Origin of the sequence: Bacillus salacetis, assembly GCF_003581585.1 — a bacterium.
Classification (GTDB): domain Bacteria; phylum Bacillota; class Bacilli; order Bacillales; family Bacillaceae_B; genus Rossellomorea; species Rossellomorea salacetis.
In genome coordinates this window covers 117,418-136,132 of sequence record NZ_QXIR01000007.1, presented here as the reverse complement: position 1 = coordinate 136,132, position 18,715 = coordinate 117,418, and the positions used below count along the sequence as shown (strand labels likewise).

At 44.8% G+C, this 18,715-nt stretch carries 13 protein-coding genes and 1 other annotated feature; of the genes, 6 read left to right on the top strand and 7 right to left on the bottom strand.

Features of this window, described 5'->3' with window-relative positions; all coding sequences use genetic code 11:
* Window positions 1–153: 153 nt before the first annotated feature.
* Together megL and D3H55_RS07545 are read right to left on the bottom strand one after the other, a co-directional pair.
* Window positions 154–1,341 (bottom strand): methionine gamma-lyase, encoded by a 1,188-nt coding sequence (gene megL, locus D3H55_RS07550; RefSeq protein WP_119546288.1) that lies wholly within the window; start codon window positions 1,339–1,341, stop codon window positions 154–156.
* Between the two features lie 449 nt (window positions 1,342–1,790).
* Window positions 1,791–3,677, bottom strand: coding sequence for a sensor domain-containing diguanylate cyclase (locus D3H55_RS07545; protein ID WP_240628509.1), 1,887 nt, complete (start codon window positions 3,675–3,677; stop codon window positions 1,791–1,793).
* A gap of 459 nt (window positions 3,678–4,136) precedes the next feature.
* Between D3H55_RS07545 and rpsD the strand changes: the two genes are divergently transcribed.
* A complete protein-coding gene (gene rpsD, locus D3H55_RS07540; protein ID WP_119546287.1) occupies window positions 4,137–4,739 on the top strand; it encodes a 30S ribosomal protein S4 in 603 nt (200 codons plus the stop codon).
* Window positions 4,740–5,086: 347 nt separating this feature from the next.
* The gene (locus D3H55_RS07535) at window positions 5,087–5,791 is read left to right on the top strand and encodes a TerC family protein (RefSeq protein WP_119546286.1); all 705 of its coding nucleotides are present in this window, start codon (window positions 5,087–5,089) and stop codon (window positions 5,789–5,791) included.
* Window positions 5,792–5,840: 49 nt separating this feature from the next.
* Here D3H55_RS07535 and tyrS read toward each other — a convergent pair whose 3' ends face one another.
* Entirely contained in the window at window positions 5,841–7,103 is a 1,263-nt protein-coding gene (gene tyrS, locus D3H55_RS07530; protein WP_119546285.1) for a tyrosine--tRNA ligase, read from the bottom strand.
* A 54-nt stretch (window positions 7,104–7,157) separates the two neighbouring features.
* Window positions 7,158–7,375: a binding site (T-box leader), on the bottom strand.
* Window positions 7,376–7,562: 187 nt separating this feature from the next.
* Between tyrS and D3H55_RS07525 the strand changes: the two genes are divergently transcribed.
* The gene (locus D3H55_RS07525; protein ID WP_119546284.1) at window positions 7,563–10,496 is read left to right on the top strand and encodes a transglycosylase domain-containing protein; all 2,934 of its coding nucleotides are present in this window, start codon (window positions 7,563–7,565) and stop codon (window positions 10,494–10,496) included.
* Between the two features lie 157 nt (window positions 10,497–10,653).
* Here D3H55_RS07525 and acsA read toward each other — a convergent pair whose 3' ends face one another.
* Window positions 10,654–12,372, bottom strand: coding sequence for an acetate--CoA ligase (gene acsA, locus D3H55_RS07520; protein ID WP_119546283.1), 1,719 nt, complete (start codon window positions 12,370–12,372; stop codon window positions 10,654–10,656).
* 236 nt (window positions 12,373–12,608) lie between these two features.
* Between acsA and D3H55_RS07515 the strand changes: the two genes are divergently transcribed.
* Genes D3H55_RS07515 through D3H55_RS07505 form a run of 3 tightly spaced genes read left to right on the top strand, consistent with a single transcriptional unit; the run spans window position 12,609 to window position 15,094 of the window.
* Entirely contained in the window at window positions 12,609–13,241 is a 633-nt protein-coding gene (locus tag D3H55_RS07515; protein WP_119546282.1) for a GNAT family N-acetyltransferase, read from the top strand.
* Between the two features lie 27 nt (window positions 13,242–13,268).
* Window positions 13,269–13,916, top strand: a complete 648-nt coding sequence (locus tag D3H55_RS07510; protein ID WP_119546281.1) for an acetoin utilization AcuB family protein — start codon at window positions 13,269–13,271, stop codon at window positions 13,914–13,916.
* Window positions 13,913–15,094: an acetoin utilization protein AcuC gene (locus D3H55_RS07505; RefSeq protein WP_119546280.1), complete on the top strand. Its 1,182-nt coding sequence runs from the start codon at window positions 13,913–13,915 to the stop codon at window positions 15,092–15,094. The genes D3H55_RS07510 and D3H55_RS07505 overlap by 4 nt, the downstream gene beginning before the upstream one ends.
* A gap of 401 nt (window positions 15,095–15,495) precedes the next feature.
* On the opposite strand, the gene D3H55_RS07500 is transcribed toward D3H55_RS07505, so the two are convergent.
* From D3H55_RS07500 to ccpA, 3 genes are all read right to left on the bottom strand, one after another.
* Window positions 15,496–16,314, bottom strand: a complete 819-nt coding sequence (locus D3H55_RS07500) for an SDR family NAD(P)-dependent oxidoreductase (RefSeq protein ID WP_119546279.1) — start codon at window positions 16,312–16,314, stop codon at window positions 15,496–15,498.
* A gap of 175 nt (window positions 16,315–16,489) precedes the next feature.
* The gene (gene catA, locus D3H55_RS07495; protein WP_119546278.1) at window positions 16,490–17,137 is read right to left on the bottom strand and encodes a type A chloramphenicol O-acetyltransferase; all 648 of its coding nucleotides are present in this window, start codon (window positions 17,135–17,137) and stop codon (window positions 16,490–16,492) included.
* Between the two features lie 305 nt (window positions 17,138–17,442).
* A complete protein-coding gene (gene ccpA / locus D3H55_RS07490) occupies window positions 17,443–18,441 on the bottom strand; it encodes a catabolite control protein A (protein WP_119546277.1) in 999 nt (332 codons plus the stop codon).
* Window positions 18,442–18,715: the final 274 nt, after the last annotated feature.

Genomic DNA, 18,715 nt, shown 5'->3' with positions numbered 1-18,715 from the left:
TTTAAACCCTACATGTGACACTCAAATCTTACTTCATTTATAATTCCAGGTACATGACCGCCTATGCCCCACCCCATTTTGTATTCAGCAACGCGTGAAATCTTCAAAATCAAAGCAGAGAAAAAAACAGAACCAGCCGGCTCTGTTTTTTGTTTATTTCACTTTATTGAATGCCTGCATTAAATCATCACGGATATCTTCCCATGCTTCAAGCCCGATGGAGAGTCTCAGCAAAGTATCGGTTATGCCCATTTTCTCTCTGGACTCAGCAGGGACGACGGCATGGGTCATAGTCGCCGGATGCTGTATCAAGGTTTCGGCATCGCCAAGGCTGACCGCGATCTTGATCAGTTTTAATTCATTCATGAATTGCTGGGCCGTCTCTTTTGTTCCTTTGATGGTAAAAGCGATTAATCCGCCCGGTTTATTCATTTGCTTTTTCATTGTTTCATAGCTGGGATCGTCCGGATTTCCCGGGTAGAACAGTTTTTCCACCTGCGGCTGCTCTTTGAGGAAAGCCGCAATTTCCCCTGCATTTTCACAATGCCGGTCCATCCGCACCGGCAGCGTCTTTAAGCCACGCAGCAGGAGCCAGGCATCGAATGGCGAGATCACACCCCCGATATCCTTTTGCGTTGTCATTCTGATATGATCCATTTGTTCTTTTTTCCCTGCAACAACACCTGCAATGACATCCCCATGGCCGCAAATATATTTCGTGGCACTATGAATGATGATATCGCAGCCTAAATCAAGGGGCTTTTGCAGATAAGGCGAAGAAAACGTATTATCGACAATGACTGGAATGCCTTTCTCTTTTGCGATGCTTGAGACCAGTTCGAGGTCAATCAGCTGCATAGTCGGGTTGATAGGTGTTTCAACATAGATGCAGACCGTTTCAGGTTTGATGCTTCTCCTTATCTCCTCCGCTGAATCCATTGCCGAGAAATCATGCGTAATGTTGTACTTATCTTGCATGAGGTTCAATAAACCAAATGTGCAGCCGTATACTCCTTGTGAACAAAGGACATGGTCATTTGCTTTTGTTAAGGAAAGCAAGACCGCGGACACAGCTGCCATCCCCGAACCAAAAGCAAGAGCAGATTCACCATTTTCCAAGGACGCCATCCGTTCCTCCAGCATGGAAACGGTAGGGTTTCCAAGACGGGAATATATATATCCGCTCTCCTCTCCGGCAAATCTCCTTTCACCCTGCTGGGCATTTTTAAAAGTGAATGTGGAAGTTTGATAGAGCGGCGGTGCTAAACTGTCATTATATTCATCTGAGTTGTACCCTTCGTGAATGACTTTGGTTTCAAATCTTTCATAACCCTTTTCCATTTCTTTCTCCTCCTGTTTTCTAATCCGAACCTATAAGCGGTTGTATCTTATCTATCCCATTAGTACAGGGTCTCTCCGGCACGACTGTTCCACTTTGTCGGCCAGCCTGATAATCTCATAAGAATTCACTATTAGCATATGACATTTTCTTCAAAAAAGAAAGCGTTTACATAAATCTGTATTTGTGCTTCCTTTAGAATACTTCAGATAAAAGACCCTGAAATATTGTACGTTTCAAGGCCTGAATCATTAGAATATGCTGTTTTCGCAAATATTATTGCTATCGGAAAGATCCCGGTTGACATATTTTCCCATGTATTCAAAGGTTTTACACTCGAAAATGAAAGAGCAGCTCTTTCATTTCCTGCTCACCGCGGTTTACACGAAGATTTACCAGGGTGATATTTGAATTTAATATTGAATAGAAACAAAGTTTACGCAAAAAAGACTTAGAATAAGATATTTGCCATCTGGTTCTTTCCATTGTTCTTAGCATGATACATGGAGGCATCCGCTCTTTTGACAAGATCTTTCACATGATCTGCCCGGTCCCTTGTCCAGAATGATACACCGCAGGATACAGTTACAGAAGGAGAAGTCTTTTCAGGAATCCTTTTGACGATATGGGTTCCGAAATCGAGACCTGACTTCAGATCTTTCTGAGGGAGGTAAACGGCGAGTTCTTCTCCGCCCCATCTTGCAGCAAAGCCGATTTCCCCTGACTCATCCATTATCGTTCTGGCCACTTGTATCAGCACTTCATCGCCCGTCTGGTGTCCATAATTATCATTGATTTTCTTGAAGTCATCAATATCCATCAGGATAAGTACTCCCTGCTCGTCATCCTTCATTGCCCTGACCATCTCTTCATCCAGGAAACTCCTGGAGTAAAGCTGTGTCAGGTGATCGGTAACAACAAGTTCCTCCAATTTCTCCCGAAGCATGGAATTGGTCAGAGCCAGTGTTGAATGATGGATGAAGGACTGCAGCAATTTATACATATCAAAAGAAAACGCATAAGGTTCCTTATGAAGGACAACACAAAAGCCGATGATGGAATCATTCTGCACCATCGGGACGGCCATAAGGGAAAGAAAAGATAACTCTTTGCCGAATTTCCCGTTGACATCCCCAATGAAGAGGGCATCCTTTTCTTTGAAGATTTTCCGTTTCACAAAATGAATATAGGAAGCCCCCTCAAAGCTTTGGAAAAATGCCGAGCTTTCCGGAAGGACGCTCGCCTCTTCCTTTTCATCAACAAACACAAATCCGATTGAAGAAGCCTGGAAAGATCGTTTAATTTGTTTTTTTAAGAAAGTCAACGTTTCTGTCATTCTTAAATTCGAGTTCAATCTATGTGAAGTCTCGTTGATCAACTGGAGGTCCGATATCAGCCTTCTGGACTGCTGATAAAGCTTGGCATTCTCAAGTGCATTTCCAGCTGTATAAGCAAGCAGGCGGATGAATTCCCGGTGATTGTCCGGAAATTTGAATTGATTGGAAGTGATGACCTCAAGAACCCCGTACACCCCCTGCTTCCCTTTCAGCGGAGCGTACAGCGTAAGCTTCTCATCTGTATACTGGAATTCAGACTCCACGGTCCCATTAACGAATGCCTGCATCGCCGCTTTGTTGACACTGTCATAATCAAAATTCCTTATAGGCAGATTACCATGGTTTTTATCATTATCATTGGAAAGGAGCAAGTGAAATTCATAATCCGGGAATACCCTGGTCAGTGTACCGATAATCTGGCCGAGCAATGTATTGATATCCATCGATGAGTGGAACGCTTCATTCACTTTAAAAAGCTCCCTGTAACGATGCTCCTCTTCAACGACCTGATTGAAGTATGTCATTTTACCCAGATAAGCTGCACTATGATCAGCAAAACTCCGCAGGCAGCCGCGGGAGAAAACTGACTTCATGCCTTTAATCAGCAAAACTCCATATGGATTCTGCTTCTGGTCCGACAGCCTGAAAGCCAGGTCAAACCCGCTCAATCTTGACGGGGCATTGACCCATTCAGAGATTCCATCCTCCGTCCCTTCAAAAATATGATCTATTGTCTCAGGAAAAACGGCGGCCGGATAACTGTCCAAAGGATGGCTGCCAATAAGGTGATAGCTGTTTTCCAGCCGTTGATAATAAAGTACTTCCCCTGCCTGCAAGGAGGCTTGCACACACCTTACCCAAGCGGACAGGCAGCTGCTTTCACCGTCATTGAATTCATCATTCACCAAGTCGAATAAACGAGCTTTATAGTTATTCAGGAAGGTTTGGTCAGTTGACGTCAATCCGGTTGCCTGCGTATCGATCCGATCATTATTCACCATAATATGTCCCTCTTATCTTCGCTTTCCTGATAGATTCCATTTAAAGATTCAACGTTTCATCATTATCCCTGAAACCAAATCATTGGCTGCACGGATAATGATGAAAAAGCACTAATTCCCAGTAATTCCATCAAGTAGATTATATCACAAAGATTCAGATGATTCCTATGTAATATTCTAAATTCCCTAGTTTTTTTAATTGCGTACAATCTGCTGTTTTTTTGTTTTTTCATATTTGCCCTTGACTTCCTTTCTTCAAAAACATATAATGGTCTTTGTGTAAAATAAAGCAGCCTATGTGAAGTCCTTTATGCTGTATTCTGTTCCTCGCGAATGAGGTGTATCTTGTAACTCTCTGCTGCTGGAGCGAAGGTACATGAAAACATAATACTCATGATTGTTTATTCACACACGGTTTTTATTTTACAACAAAATAAAAACACGAAGGAGGAGTCTTCAATGGCTCGTTATACTGGCCCTAGCTGGAAATTATCCCGCCGCCTTGGAATCTCTCTAAGCGGTACAGGTAAAGAATTAGAAAAGCGTCCTTACGCTCCTGGACAACACGGTCCTAACCAACGCAAAAAAATCTCTGAGTATGGTTTGCAATTACAAGAGAAGCAAAAGCTTCGTCATATGTATGGAGTGACTGAGCGTCAATTCCGCAACCTATTCGACAGAGCAGGCAAAATGCAAGGTAAACACGGTGAAAACTTCATGGCACTTCTTGAAAGCCGCCTTGATAACGTTGTTTATCGCCTTGGTTTGGCTCGTACCCGCCGCCAAGCACGCCAACTTGTTAACCACGGACACATCACTGTTGATGGATCTCGCGTAGATATCCCATCTTACCGTCTGTCCGCCGGCCAAACAATCGGTGTTCGTGAAAAATCCCGCAACCTTGACATCATCAAGGAAGCTCTTGAAGTGAACAGCTTTGTTCCTGACTTCTTGACTTTTGATGCTGACAAGCTTGAAGGTTCATTCACTCGCTTAGCTGAGCGTTCTGAACTGCCAGCTGAAATTAACGAAGCTCTTATCGTTGAGTTCTACTCTCGTTAATCTTCCAGAACCCTTTCCCATTTCGGGGAAGGGTTTTTTTGTTGTTCGCCAATATTTCCAAGGCCGCTGTTTCATTTCCTACCTGGATTTCGGTCGAAGAACATGGAGCCCGATTCCGCTTTTTCCAGCTTCATGTCTCTTTAGGTCAGAATCGATCCGAGATACTCTCTTTCTGGCGGAATCTCTTATTGTTTTGGATAATCTTGCTGTTCAGGGGCAAATTACTAGTGACTTCCTTTTCATTTGCCAGTCAATAAATCACTTTAAGCAGTCGAAATATGATATAATTATAAGGTTGATATTTTATATGACTTACTAGTTTCCCAGATAAAAAGGAGGAACAGGATATGGATTTTCTGTTTTCCACAGGATTTATTATTTCTTCAGGAGCAATACTTGCCCTGTTAAAAATTGTTGCAATTGATATCATTCTGTCGGGTGATAATGCGATCGTTATTGCGATGGCCACAAAAAATCTTCCGAAGGATCTGCAGAACAAGGCAATCTTCTATGGAACAGGCGGAGCGGTGGTCCTTCGTATTCTCTTTGCAGCCGTCATTGTTTATCTTCTTCAAATTCCTTATGTGCATTTAATCGGAGGAATCCTGCTTCTATGGATCGCTTATAAAGTATTGGTAGAGGAAGAGGAAGAAGCAAACATCAAAGCCCATACCGGTCTGAGCCAGGCAATCATGACCATCATCATTGCTGATGCGGTAATGAGCCTTGATAATGTAGTGGCTGTTGCCGGCGCAGCCCACGGCCATATCGGGATGATTGCCCTTGGCGTACTGATCAGCATCCCGATCATGATTTTCGGTTCAAAGGCAATTGTAAAGCTCTTGGAGAGGTTTCGCTGGATTGCTTACATTGGGTCAGGAATCCTTGCCTGGACAGCTGGTGAAATGGTGATGGCGGACAAGCAGTTCTTAAACCTGGTTCACCTTTCACACAGCCCTTTCACATACCTGATCACTGCCGTGCTTACAATCGGCGTTCTTGCTGCCGGGTTCTTGACAAACAAGAAACAGAATAGTGTGGAGGCTCATTGAGCTGCCAAAAAGAGGCGATTCCTGGAAGCGCCTCTTTTTTGTATGACTATTACGAGTATTGGATCATGAAATATTTTTTCTTCCCTCTGCGGATGATTGTGAACTGCCCGTCAATACGGTCTGCTTCAGACATTACATGCTGAAGGTCAGTTGTCCGGTCACCGTTGATGTAGATCGCCCCGTTGCCGATATCTTCTCTGGCCTGTCTTTTAGATGGAGAAATCTTTGTATTCACCAGCAAGTCTACAAGATTGACTTCCTCATCACTGGATTGTGTAAAGGATGGGACATCTTTAAAGCCCTGCTTGATTTCTTCAGAAGATAATTCCTTGATGTTGCCGCTGAAAAGAGCTTCGGTGATTTTGACTGCCTGGGCAAGAGATTCCTCACCATGGATCATCTTGGTCATTTCTTCTGCAAGCGCTTTTTGAGCTTTGCGCAGGTGAGGCTCTGTTTCGACTGTTTCCGCTAAAGCTTCAATCTCTTCTTTGGATAAGAAGGTAAAGTATTTCAGGTATTTAACAACATCAGCATCTGCTGTATTGATCCAGAACTGGTAGAATTCATATGGTGATGTCTTTTCTGGATCCAGCCAGATTGCCCCGCTCTCTGTTTTACCGAACTTTGAGCCGTCTGCTTTTGTAACAAGCGGTATGGTGAAACCGAATGCTTTTGATTCTTCTTCCCTTGTACGCCTTATCAATTCAAGCCCTGTCGTAATGTTGCCCCACTGGTCGCTTCCTCCGATTTGAAGCTTGCAGTTATAGTTCTCATACAGGTGGTTAAAGTCCATCGCCTGCAGGATCGTGTAAGTGAATTCTGTATAAGAGATCCCTGATTCAAGGCGCGATGCAATGGTGTCCTTTGCAAGCATATAGTTGACGCCGATATGTTTTCCAAAGTCACGGAGGAATGTCACCATATCCATCGGTCCGATCCAGTCAAAGTTGTTGACCATTACTGCCCCATTTTCGCCTTCGAAATCAAAGATGCTTTGAAGCTGATTCTTGATGCTTTCAACATTATGCTGAATGGATTCGACCGTCTGAAGTTTCCGCTCTTCACTTTTACCGCTTGGATCCCCGATGAGGCCGGTTGCTCCTCCTACCAGCACAAGCGGGCGGTGGCCATGGTTTTGAAACCGCCTTAAGGTCAGGAAAGGCAGCAAGTGGCCGATATGCATACTGTCCGCAGTAGGATCGATTCCACAGTAGATTGAAATTTTTTCTTTGTCTAAAAGGTTTTTCAGTCCCTCTTCATCTGTTTGTTGATATGTTATGCCGCGCCAATCTAAATCATTTAGTAATTCCATTAGTATCTTCCTCCCTATTTCTCTCATTTGCCCACAAAAAAACGCCTCTGCCAATGCAGGGACGTATATTACGCGGTACCACCCAACTTAAGGACACAAGTATCCTTCACTTGATAATGTAACGGTTTTCCCGTTTGCTGCTAATGGATCATAGCCGTTCACAGCAAAAGCTCAAGGAGGTAATTCATCACGTTATATATGTCAGTTTCCACCAGCCACTGACTCTCTTGAATAGGGATAACGGGACTACTTGTTCCTGTCGAAGCCATATCATTATGAAAATTTCTCAGATATCATCTTTTTAACATAGTTTCATCCTCTTTGTCAATTTCCTCACCATCCCTTTTTTTATCCCTTACACTGAATCCTTCCCAGTATATACCTTTAGAATTTCAGTATTGCAGCCTTTCCATCGTCGAATTATGCTATAATATAGATGATTTTAGGGGGAGTGTATATATGAAGGAAAAATTTCAATCTTTGCTGCAGCGAATTCAACCTGTCATCAAGTTTTTTACTAACAATAGATTTTTAAAACGTGCCAGGATCACTTATGGAGTTCTTTGGAATTTATTATTGATCTTAATTGTGGTTGGTGTTCTCGGTACGGCTTTCGCAGGCGGAGTAGGAGCGGGTTATTTTGCTTCCTTGGTAAAAGAAGAACCCATCCGCCCTTATGACAACATGAAACAGGATATCTATAATTACGAAGAAACCTCACAGCTCTACTTTTCGAATGATGTCTACCTGGGAAAAATGAGAACCGATTTAGAACGTGAAGAAGTCAGTATCGATGAAGTGTCGGATGATTTGGTGAACGCCCTGATTGCAACCGAGGATGAATATTTTAAAGAGCATAATGGCGTCGTCCCTAAAGCGATCCTCCGCGCAATCCTGCAGGAATTCACGAATTCCGCTTCCCAGACAGGCGGAAGCACGCTTACACAACAGTTGATCAAGAACCAGATCCTGACGAATGAAGTATCCTTTGACCGGAAAGCAAAGGAGATTCTGCTGGCCATGAGGCTGGAACGCTTCTTTGAAAAAGATGAAATCCTTGAAGCATACCTGAACGTTGCCACACTCGGCCGTAACTCTTCGGGCAGGAACATTGCGGGGGTCAAATCTGCCTCTAAAGGAATCTTCGGTGTTGAACCGAAAGATCTGAGCCTGCCCCAGTCAGCCTTTATTGCGGGACTTCCGCAGGCACCTTTTGCCTACACTCCTTTTACAAACGGAGGAAAATTAAAAGAAAACCTGGAACCCGGCCTATCCAGGATGCAGACTGTCCTATACCGTATGTATGAAGAAGACTACATTACAGAAGAAGAATATCAAAAGGCATCCAGCTATGATATTACGAAAGATTTCATCGGGCCGAAACCATCAGTTAACGACAACTACCCTTGGCTGACGGCTGAAATTGAAAACCGCGCCATGGAAATCATCTCTAAGATCCTCGCCGAAAAAGATGGATATTCAGAAGATGACCTTGCGAATAACGATGAATTATATGAAAAATACACGACACTCGCTGACCGGGAAATGAGACAGCGGGGGTATCATATCCACTCGACAATAAATAAAGAAATCTATGACAGCATGCAAAAGACTAAAGATGCTTATGAGATGTATGGACAAGAACTTACCAGTACGGAAGTTGATCCGGAAACAGGAGAAGAAGTAGAAGTCCCAAATCCTGTACAGGTCGGTGCCATCATGATTGAAAACAAATCAGGCAGGATCATCAGCTTCGTCGGCGGACGGGACTTCAAGCAGGAACAGTTGAACCATGCAACACAGTCCATCCGTCAGAATGGATCAACGATGAAGCCTCTGCTTGTATATGCTCCGGCATTGGAATTCGGTGAGATTGGACCAGGGTCACCACTGCCTGATGTGGAAATGTCCATCATGGCCGGAAATGGAGTCATGTGGTCGCCGCAGAACTATTCGTTTAACTATAATGGGCTCATCCCAGCCAGATATGCGCTGGCTGAATCCCTGAACATCCCTGCGGCAAGGTTATACACCAAGATCTTTGATAAGCAGCCTATCCAGTTCCTTGAAAAAATGGGCTTCTCGACCTTGACCAGCCGCGAGAAAGAGAACTATTCCCTTTCCCTTGGGGGTATGGAGCGCGGAGTTACACTTGAAGAAAATACAAATGCTTATACAACATTTGCTAATGGCGGGAAATTCGTCGATGCGTATATGATTGATAAGATAGTCGATAAAAATGGCAAAACGATTTATCAGCATGAAATTGATCCTGTGGATGTATTCAGTCCTCAAACCGCATATATGACCATTGATATGATGCGGGATACCCTTGATCACTATGCAGGAACAGGACGATATGCCAAGAAATTCCTTAACTTTTCTTCCGACTGGGCTGGAAAGTCAGGGACAACACAGGATTACAAGGACCACTGGTTCATCGCCTCAAACCCTAGCATTACATTCGGTACGTGGTTTGGATATGATGATCCGCAATCCATGTACAGAGCAATGGAAACGTATGGACATTACGGTTTGAGAAATATCCGTTTATGGTCTTACCTTCTGAATGATGCACATGATCTTGCACCGGACTTGATTGATCCGGATGCTTCATTCCAGTCACCGGAGGGTGTAGTGACAAGATCCTTCTGTGGAATTTCAGGTTTGCTGCCTTCTGAGGCCTGCAGCCAGGCTGGTTTGGTAAAGAGCGACTTGTTCAATGCGAAGTATGTGCCAAGCAAGACAGATGACAGCCTTCTCAGCAGCAGGTATGTAATGGTGAACGGCAAGAAGTATCTGGCGCTTGACTCGACCCCTGCAGAGTTTTCACAGCCGGGAGTCATATTAAACCCGGATTTTGTTGAGGGTGTCCTTAACGGTATCAAGGCGGATCCCCGCCAGTTGATTCCTGCTGACGAAGAAAGATATAAGAACATCCTTGTCGCTGAAAATAAGATCGAGGATGACGGTGCAGCACCGGGAACGGTCAAAGCAAATGCTTCCGGAAATAAAGTGACCTGGACTGCATCAGCCAGCAACGATGTTGTGGGCTACAGGGTCTTCACAGTAAGCGGACAAAAAGTAGCAAGCGTTAAATCTGATTCAGACTTGGTTGCTTCCCTCGGCAATGGAGAATATTATGTAGTGGCGGTAGACGTAGCCGGAAAGCAATCCGGGAAATCAAACACTGTTCGGGTTGGAAAAGAAAAGGAAGAACCCAAACCTCCTAAAGAGGAAAAACCAAAACCAGATAAACCCGATGAACCTGCAGATCCCAAACCGGACACCGATGAATCAGGCGGCGGCTCAGGTGGTGGCGGTACTGATTCCGGAGATACTGGCGGAGAAAGTGACTCAGGCTCCGGCGGAGATGGAAATAACCAAGAATAATAGCATGACAAAAGAGGTGATCTGCTTTGCGGATCACCTCTTTGTTTCCTTTAACGCTTTAGCAGGATGGGGGACTGTCCCCGGCTCTGCTAAAGCGTTAAAGGATTGCAGGGACCAAAAAACCGCCCAGCCAGCTGAGCGGTTTAATACGTTCATATCATTCTTCCATTGTTGAAAGGTCGCCGGTAGGGAGGTCAAGTTCCCATGCTTTCAGTACACGTCTCATGATCTTCCCGCTGCGTGTTTTCGGCAGTTTATCCTTGAACTCGATTTCCCTTGGCGCTGCATGGGCAGCCAATCCCTTTTTCACAAATTGGCGGATTTCTTCTTTCAGCTCATCCGTCACTTCGTATCCTTCACGCAAAGCAACGAATGCTTTGATGATTTCTCCTCGGACAGGATCTGGCTTACCGATGACACCAGCTTCTGCGACGGCCGGATGTTCAACCAGTTTGCTTTCCACTTCGAACGGCCCTACCCTCTCACCGGAAGTCATGATGACATCATCAATACGTCCCTGGAACCAAAAGTATCCGTCTTCATCCATGTACGCGGAATCTCCTGATACATACCAGTCGCCAGGCATGAAGTATGAATCATATTTCTGTTCATTCTTCCAGATGGCATTCATCATGGACGGCCAGCCCCGCTTGATGGCAAGGTTCCCCATTCGATATGGAGGAAGCTCATTCCCCTGGTCATCGACAATCGCTGCCTTGATGCCAGGAATCGGTTTCCCCATTGATCCTGGCTTGATTTCCATGCAAGGATAGTTGCAAATGACCTGTCCGCCGGTTTCGGTCATCCACCATGTATCATGGATACGGAGATTGAATACTTTCACTCCCCAGCGGATAACTTCAGGATTCAACGGCTCCCCGACACTGAGGATATGTCTCAGGCTGCTGAGATCGAACTGCTTAACCACCTCATCCCCTGCACCCATCAGCATACGGAAGGCAGTAGGTGCACTGTACCAAACGGTAACGCCGTATTTTTGAATCGTGTTGTACCACTTCTCGGGCTTGAACCTTCCACCCGCGATGATGTTCGATGCCCCGGTAAGCCAAGGTCCGAATATGCCGTATGAAGTGCCGGTCACCCAGCCCGGGTCAGCTGTACACCAGTATACATCCTCTTCCTGGAGGTCGAGGACCCATTTGGCAGTCTGGTAATGCTGAAGCATGGCATTATGGACATGCAGCACGCCCTTCGGCTTTCCGGTAGAGCCAGAAGTATAATGAAGGATCATTCCATCCGTCAGATCAACCCACTCGATATCAAGTTTCTCGCTTGCTGCTTCAAAACGGGACATGTAATCTACATATTTTCCGTTTTCCTCTATATCCTCTCCGACGAGCAGGACATGTTTAAGTGCCGGCAGTTCATCAACAGGCACCCTGTCAAGCAGTTCAGGAGTCGTAACCAGGACTTTCGCTTCACTGTCTTCCAAGCGGTCCCTGACAGCCCCCTCCATGAATGCTTCAAACAACGGCCCGACGATTGCGCCAAGTTTCAATGCACCAAGAACGGTAAAATACAATTCAGGTGATCTCGGCATAAAGATGAATACTCTGTCGCCTTTTTCCACATCACCATACGTTTTCAAGACATTTCCTGCTTTATTCGTAAGGTTTTTCATTTCCCTGAAGGTATACTTTTCATCTCTGCTGTCATCTGTGTAGTACAGTGCGACTTTATTCTTCCTGAATGATTCTGCGTGCCTGTCGATCGCTTCATACGCAATATTCACACGTCCTGTTTCATTCCAGGAAAAATTCTTTTTGATTTCATCCCAATCGAAATTCTTATACGTATCTTCGTAACTGGAAAGATTGTAATTTCCTTGAGTTGCTGGCAGCGCTTCCAACTTCATACGAGCGATTCCTCCCTATGTAAGAATTTACTATATTATTATAGTACAAAAATCTTTTTTTCTCAATTTTAAAAATTGTCCGTTTATTACTTTTTGTTATAATAAGGATATGTGCAGCGCTTTCCCTATATGAAAAAGATTCATAAAAACGCTATAATAGAGCGCTTAACCGCTCTGTTTTGGATTTTGGTTTTGTGTCATAATGACCATGTATATTATTTTGAGGCGGTGACAAAATGAACCACCAAAAAACGTATAATGCAATGGAACTCAAAACCCCAAAAGGAAAGATCATCATCGAAGGGCCGGTTCCGGTCAATCAATTGATAGATTTGGAGTTCCACGAAGATTTAACGGCCTTCCGTTTGCCGGCAAAGCAGCATAAAGCCATAGTCGAGATATCCGAGCTGCCGGAAGGACGGATCATCATAGCAAGGGAAGATAACGTCATAGTCGGCTATGTTACATATCTGTATCCCGACCCGCTCGAACGATGGTCACAGGGGAATATGGAAGAGTTGATAGAGCTTGGGGCGATTGAGGTCATTCCGAAATTCAGGGGAGCATCCGTTGGAAAGAATCTGCTGAAGGTATCGATGATGGACGATGCCATGGAAGACTACATCATCATCACAACGGAATATTATTGGCACTGGGATTTGAAAGGCACCGGCCTTAACGTGTGGGAATACCGGAAGATCATGGAAAAAATGATGAATGCAGGCGGATTGGAATATTATGCGACAGATGATCCTGAGATCAGTTCGCATCCCGCCAACTGCCTGATGGCCAGGATCGGTAAAAGGATCAATAGCGATTCTGTCCAGCAGTTTGACAGATTGAGATTCATGAACCGCTATATGTATTAATGACTCTCTCAAAGGGGATGGAAAACCATGATAGTAGAAGAAATCATGAAAACGGATGTAGAGACACTAAGAGCGGACGATACTATAGAACAGGCAATCAAGACCCTTCGCGAAAAAAAAATCAGGCATATTCCAATTGTCGATGTCAACATGAAGGTAATCGGCATAGTCAGTGACAGAGATGTAAAAGACGGGACCCCTTCCATTTTCCAAAAAGAGAAGGCGGCTGAAGAGCTTCAGAATCCTTTGAGGCTGATCATGAAAACAGAGGTTGTTACCGGCCATCCACTCGACTTTGTTGAAGAGGCGGCTGCTCTGTTTTATGAGCATCACATTGGCTGTCTGCCGATTGTAAAAGAAAATAAATTGGTCGGCATCATCACTGAGACCGATATTCTCTATACTTTGATTCAATTAACAGGGGCGCTTCAGCCAGGCTCGCAGATTGAAGTGAAGGTGGAAAACCGTTCCGGCGTGCTCTATGAAGTCGCCGGGATTATCCGCAATCACAATGCAAACATTCACAGTGTACTTGTTTACCCTGATAAAAATGATGAAAAATATAAAATTCTTGTCTTTAGAGTACGGACAATCAATCCAACGTCTGTCATTGATGATTTAAAGAAAGAAGGGTATGAAGTCCTCTGGCCGAACATGCCCGGTATGCCGTCATGACGAAGGAAGCCTTATTTGTTTATTCTGATAAGCTGTTAGATTACCGCTTTTCAGAAAGCCACCCCTTCAATCAATTCAGGCTAAAACTGACCATCGACCTGCTTCGAGAAGCAGGTGCCCTGCATGAAGATGATATTGTGGAACCAAGGATGGCAACTGATGAAGAACTGCACTTGGTTCATGACCCTGCGTTCGTAAGCGCTGTCAAAAGTGCGGGGAATGGTTCCCTTCCTGCGGACAAAGCCGAAAGCTACGGAATCGGGACTGAAGATACCCCGATTTTCAAAGGGATGCACGAAGCCAGCTCCCTTATGGTAGGCGGCACTTTGACGGCCGTCGACCTTGTCATGGAAGGGGCCGCAAAGCATGCTGCCCACTTTGGAGGCGGCCTGCATCACGGCTTTAAGGGGAAGGCTTCCGGATTTTGCATTTATAATGACAGCTCGGTAGCAATCAAGTATATGCAGGAGAAGTATAATGCCAGGGTTTTGTATATTGACACAGATGCCCATCATGGCGACGGTGTCCAATGGACCTTTTACGATGATCCCGACGTGTGTACCCTGTCCATCCATGAAACCGGACGCTATCTATTCCCCGGCACTGGGAACATCAATGAACGCGGACATGGAAAAGGCTATGGCTATTCCTTCAATGTCCCGCTCGATGCCTTTACAGAGGATGAATCCTGGCTAAGCGCTTATGAAACAGCTTTTCGGGAAGTCATCAAGTTTTTCAAGCCGGACGTCATTTTATCTCAGAATGGTACCGATGCACACTACTTTGACCCGCTGACACATCTGTCTTCGACCATGAAAATTTATCAGGAGATCCCAAAGATCACCCATGAGCTCGCTCACCAATATTGTGACGGTCGATGGATCGCTGTAGGCGGGGGAGGATATGACATCTGGCGGGTGGTGCCCCGTGCATGGAGCCTCTTATGGATGGAAATGGCCCAGCGTAATGACAGCCTCCTCCATTTTCCAAGGAACTGGACCGAGCGCTGGCAGGAAATGGCCCCTGTCACCCTCCCGGTAAGCTGGGATGATCCTCCGGGAATCTATCCTGCCATCCCCCGGAAGCCGGAAATTACAGAGAAGAATTCCCAGACTGTTGATAAAGCACTCTATCAACTGCGGCAGCAGCAGGGAAGCAATAAATCATCAGCACAATAGAACGCGAAAAAGACTCGGCACTGAACAGAACCCAAAAAGGTAGATTGATGTCTAACTTTTATGGGGCAAGTCACAATGACGAGTCTTTTTCGTGGTGCTTGTATAGGGCAATTTTGTTCACTTGATGAGCTGCTTTTTCAATGGTGATCGACTTTATGTAAGTTCTACGCTTTCCTCCGTTCGCCTGCCAATAGTGGCTGGATTTGTGGGTGAGTTTGTTTTTCACTCTCATTTACACACAATAGTCCCCGCTTTTATATGTAGGTTCGATACCCTGCCCGCAGTCACCTACCAATAGGGCGGGTATATGTATGTGAGTGGGATTTCTTACCCCAAGTCTCCTACAAATTACGTCGGGTTTTGTGTGTGGCTTGGCCCTCTTAAACCCTTCCAAAAACTGATTACCCTTCAAACGGCAAAGGCTGAGTCCCGTCTATATCGGTAAAGCCATATTTTCTGGCCAGGTCAGCCACCATGACTGCTTCGCCGGAAATATTCGATACGTGAGGATCGGATGCCAAGGCTGCAACAGCACGTCCGGCATACGCCGTAGTTTCCGTCGTTCCATCTTCTGGCCCATAACCTGAGTCTGTAACTCTTTCTGTACGCATCCATCCCGGGCAGAGTGCAATTGCCGAAACATGATAGTCCTTCAACTCCTTAGCCATACCATTGGTCATACGATTGATGGCATTCATAGCTAAATCGTAATATAAATTACCTGCGGCCCTATCCTTCATAAAGAACGTTACATTTACAATCAAACCTTGCCGGTGCTTCGTCATCAACGGTGCAGCATATCGGGCAGTCCGCAAGTAGGCTTGCGGACCGGCAACCATCATAGCCTCCCAATGCTCCGGCGGCCTCTGCCAAAAAAGGCGTCCTTCTCCTGATGGCAGCGAACTTTCAGAACCGCCAAATACACTATTGACTAAAATGTCGATCCGTCCGTGCTCCTCTTCTATATGTGCAAACAGCTCTTTCACATCACTGTCTTTTGTATGGTCGCAGCGTATGGCGATGCCTTTTCCACCGCGTAAAGTGACGCCTGCAGCAGTTTCTTCAATCGTTTCTGGCCGATTATCGGTTGTCTCCCCCTTTACACTCCTGCCTGTCACATAAACCTCAGCTCCCGCACTTCCCAATTCGAATGCAATGCCTCTGCCTGCTCCGCGGGATGCACCTGCCACAACAGCAACCTTCCCTTGCAATGGTTTCATTTAAACTCCCCCACACCCAGTTCTATAGTCTTCTACACTATGATATATTCAACATAAATAAGCACCAATCCTTTAGGATCAGTGCTCTTAATCAAAATCTCCCGACTATATAAGTAGACGTGCGGACAAACCGCTTGAGTCCATCAAGTCAGCTTCATATCCTTGATCTGAGTTTTTATATCCAGTCTGAACTTTCATCAGCAAGGCTTTGTAACTCACTCATAAAGATACAGGCATGATAACCATCACAGACGGCATGATGCATTTGTAGAGAGACAGGCATGTATAATTCACCGTTTTTCCGAGTGTACTTCCCTGCCGTTATGATTGGCAAAAGAAAGTTGCCGCCATTATTGATATTTAAATTGAATGAGGTAAAAGAACCCCAGGGAACCATAGAGACCGGGATATTATTTTCCGGTACAGGTGTCTTTGGAAATAGCTTTCCAGTGCCATTATATTGTTCTACATCACGGTCATAACTGGAATGAAACTTGGAAAAATCCCTTGAGTTTGCTGACCAAATCCCTGAAAATGCGTGTGTATTCTTATCAAAAATAGTATAGAGCGGGCAAATCTCCGTCCAATAGCCTAAATCACCATCACTGTTAAAATTTGTCCTGAATTCTTGGTGTGAGTTAGCGATTTTCGTGACCATGAATATAAACGCAGGGTATAGCTTATAATTCTTCTTCTTAACGTTCTTCATAAGGGTGGTAATATTAATTTCATTCGTCAGGCTGAAAGTTGTCTTCTGCTTTAGATAGTGCTCAAAATATTCCTTTCGAGCCCAATTCTCACGATTTATAGTTTTGAATTGCATACTAAACGCCTCCTAAAAAAATTCAGTTAATCTTAGGAGGATAATTTCACTGCCTTTTTTATCACAATCATCCCCTTCTATGAAAGGCTGCATTCTCATAACTATAACATCCCTGGAGCCCGATTTCCCCTCTGATGCAGGGTTTTATTCCCGGAAAAGAAAGGGCGGCTTTTCCATTCAAGGGTATTTACGTTTTTTTAGAAGTATATTAAATAGCAGCAAAGTACGGGAAAAGAGCCTTATGAAATACCTTCAACCTGGGTTAACAAAAAAGCCTCCCCGAAGGAAAGCTCTTGAAAAGCATTCTATTTTGTAGATCCGCGTTCTTCGATTCTGTGGGGAAGAACCACGATGTTTTCTTCCACTTGCTCTTTGTTCATGTATTTTGTAAGAAGGCGCATGGAAACCGCACCGATGTCATATAGAGGCTGGACAATGGAAGTCAGCTGAGGGCGTACCATCAGGGCAAGCCTTGTGTTGTCAAAGCTGATGACTTCTGCTTCTTCAGGAATATTGACCCCTGCGTCCTGAGCACCGTGAACGACACCGAGGGCCATCTCGTCGTTTCCTACAAATATGGCTGTCGGCTTTTCGCTCAGCTCACTTAGCTTCTGCCATGCTTCGAGTCCGGAATCATATGTGTAATCTCCTTCGATGACAAAGTCTTCATCGAAGGCAATTCCCGCTTCTTCCAATGCTTGCTTGTAGCCCGGAAGCTTGGCTTCATTGTTGATTTTATCATGGAATGGACCGCTTACATACGCTACATTTTTATGTCCTTTTTCAATCAGTTCTTTCACGGCATCATAGGCTGCAGCTTGGTAATCAATGTTAACGGAAGGCACTTTTCCCGAGTCCTCTACTGTTCCTGCTAGCACGATTGGCACAGGGGACATCTCGAACTCCCTGACATGCTCCTCGGTGATATTTCCGCCCATGAATACAATTCCATCCACTTGTTTACCAAGCATGGTGTTCAAAAGGTGCAGTTCCTTCTCGGTGTTCTGGTCTGAGTTGCTTAGGATGATGTTATATTTATACATTGTGGCAATATCTTCTATCCCTCTCGCCAGCTCTGCAAAGAAGATGTTGGAAATGTCCGGAATGATGACTCCGACAGTCGTCGTCTTCTTGCTCGCAAGCCCCCTGGCAACAGCATTTGGCCTGTAGCCCAGCCGGTCGATGACTTCAACTACCTTTTTTCTTGTTGCCGGTTTAACGTTCGGATTTCCGTTTACTACCCTGGAAACAGTAGCCATGGAAACATTCGCTTCCCTTGCCACATCATATATTGTTACATTCATGGAATCCACTCCTTTGATTATCGTTTTAGCTGATTGTTCTTATTTTACACTAATTATCCATCTTTAAAAAATAAACTCAAAATGTTTTCTTGTCCATTGTATGAATATAGCTATATCATACTTGAGCCGGGGCTTGACTGCAAAGAATCCACTTTCACCATACCCCGGCTGCTGCTTTCTGAGAATAGTTTCTACTATCGCAAAAGAACCAGGATCATGAAAAATAAGTCCTCCTTATCCAGCTTTAATATACAATTTGACGGTGAATCTTCTT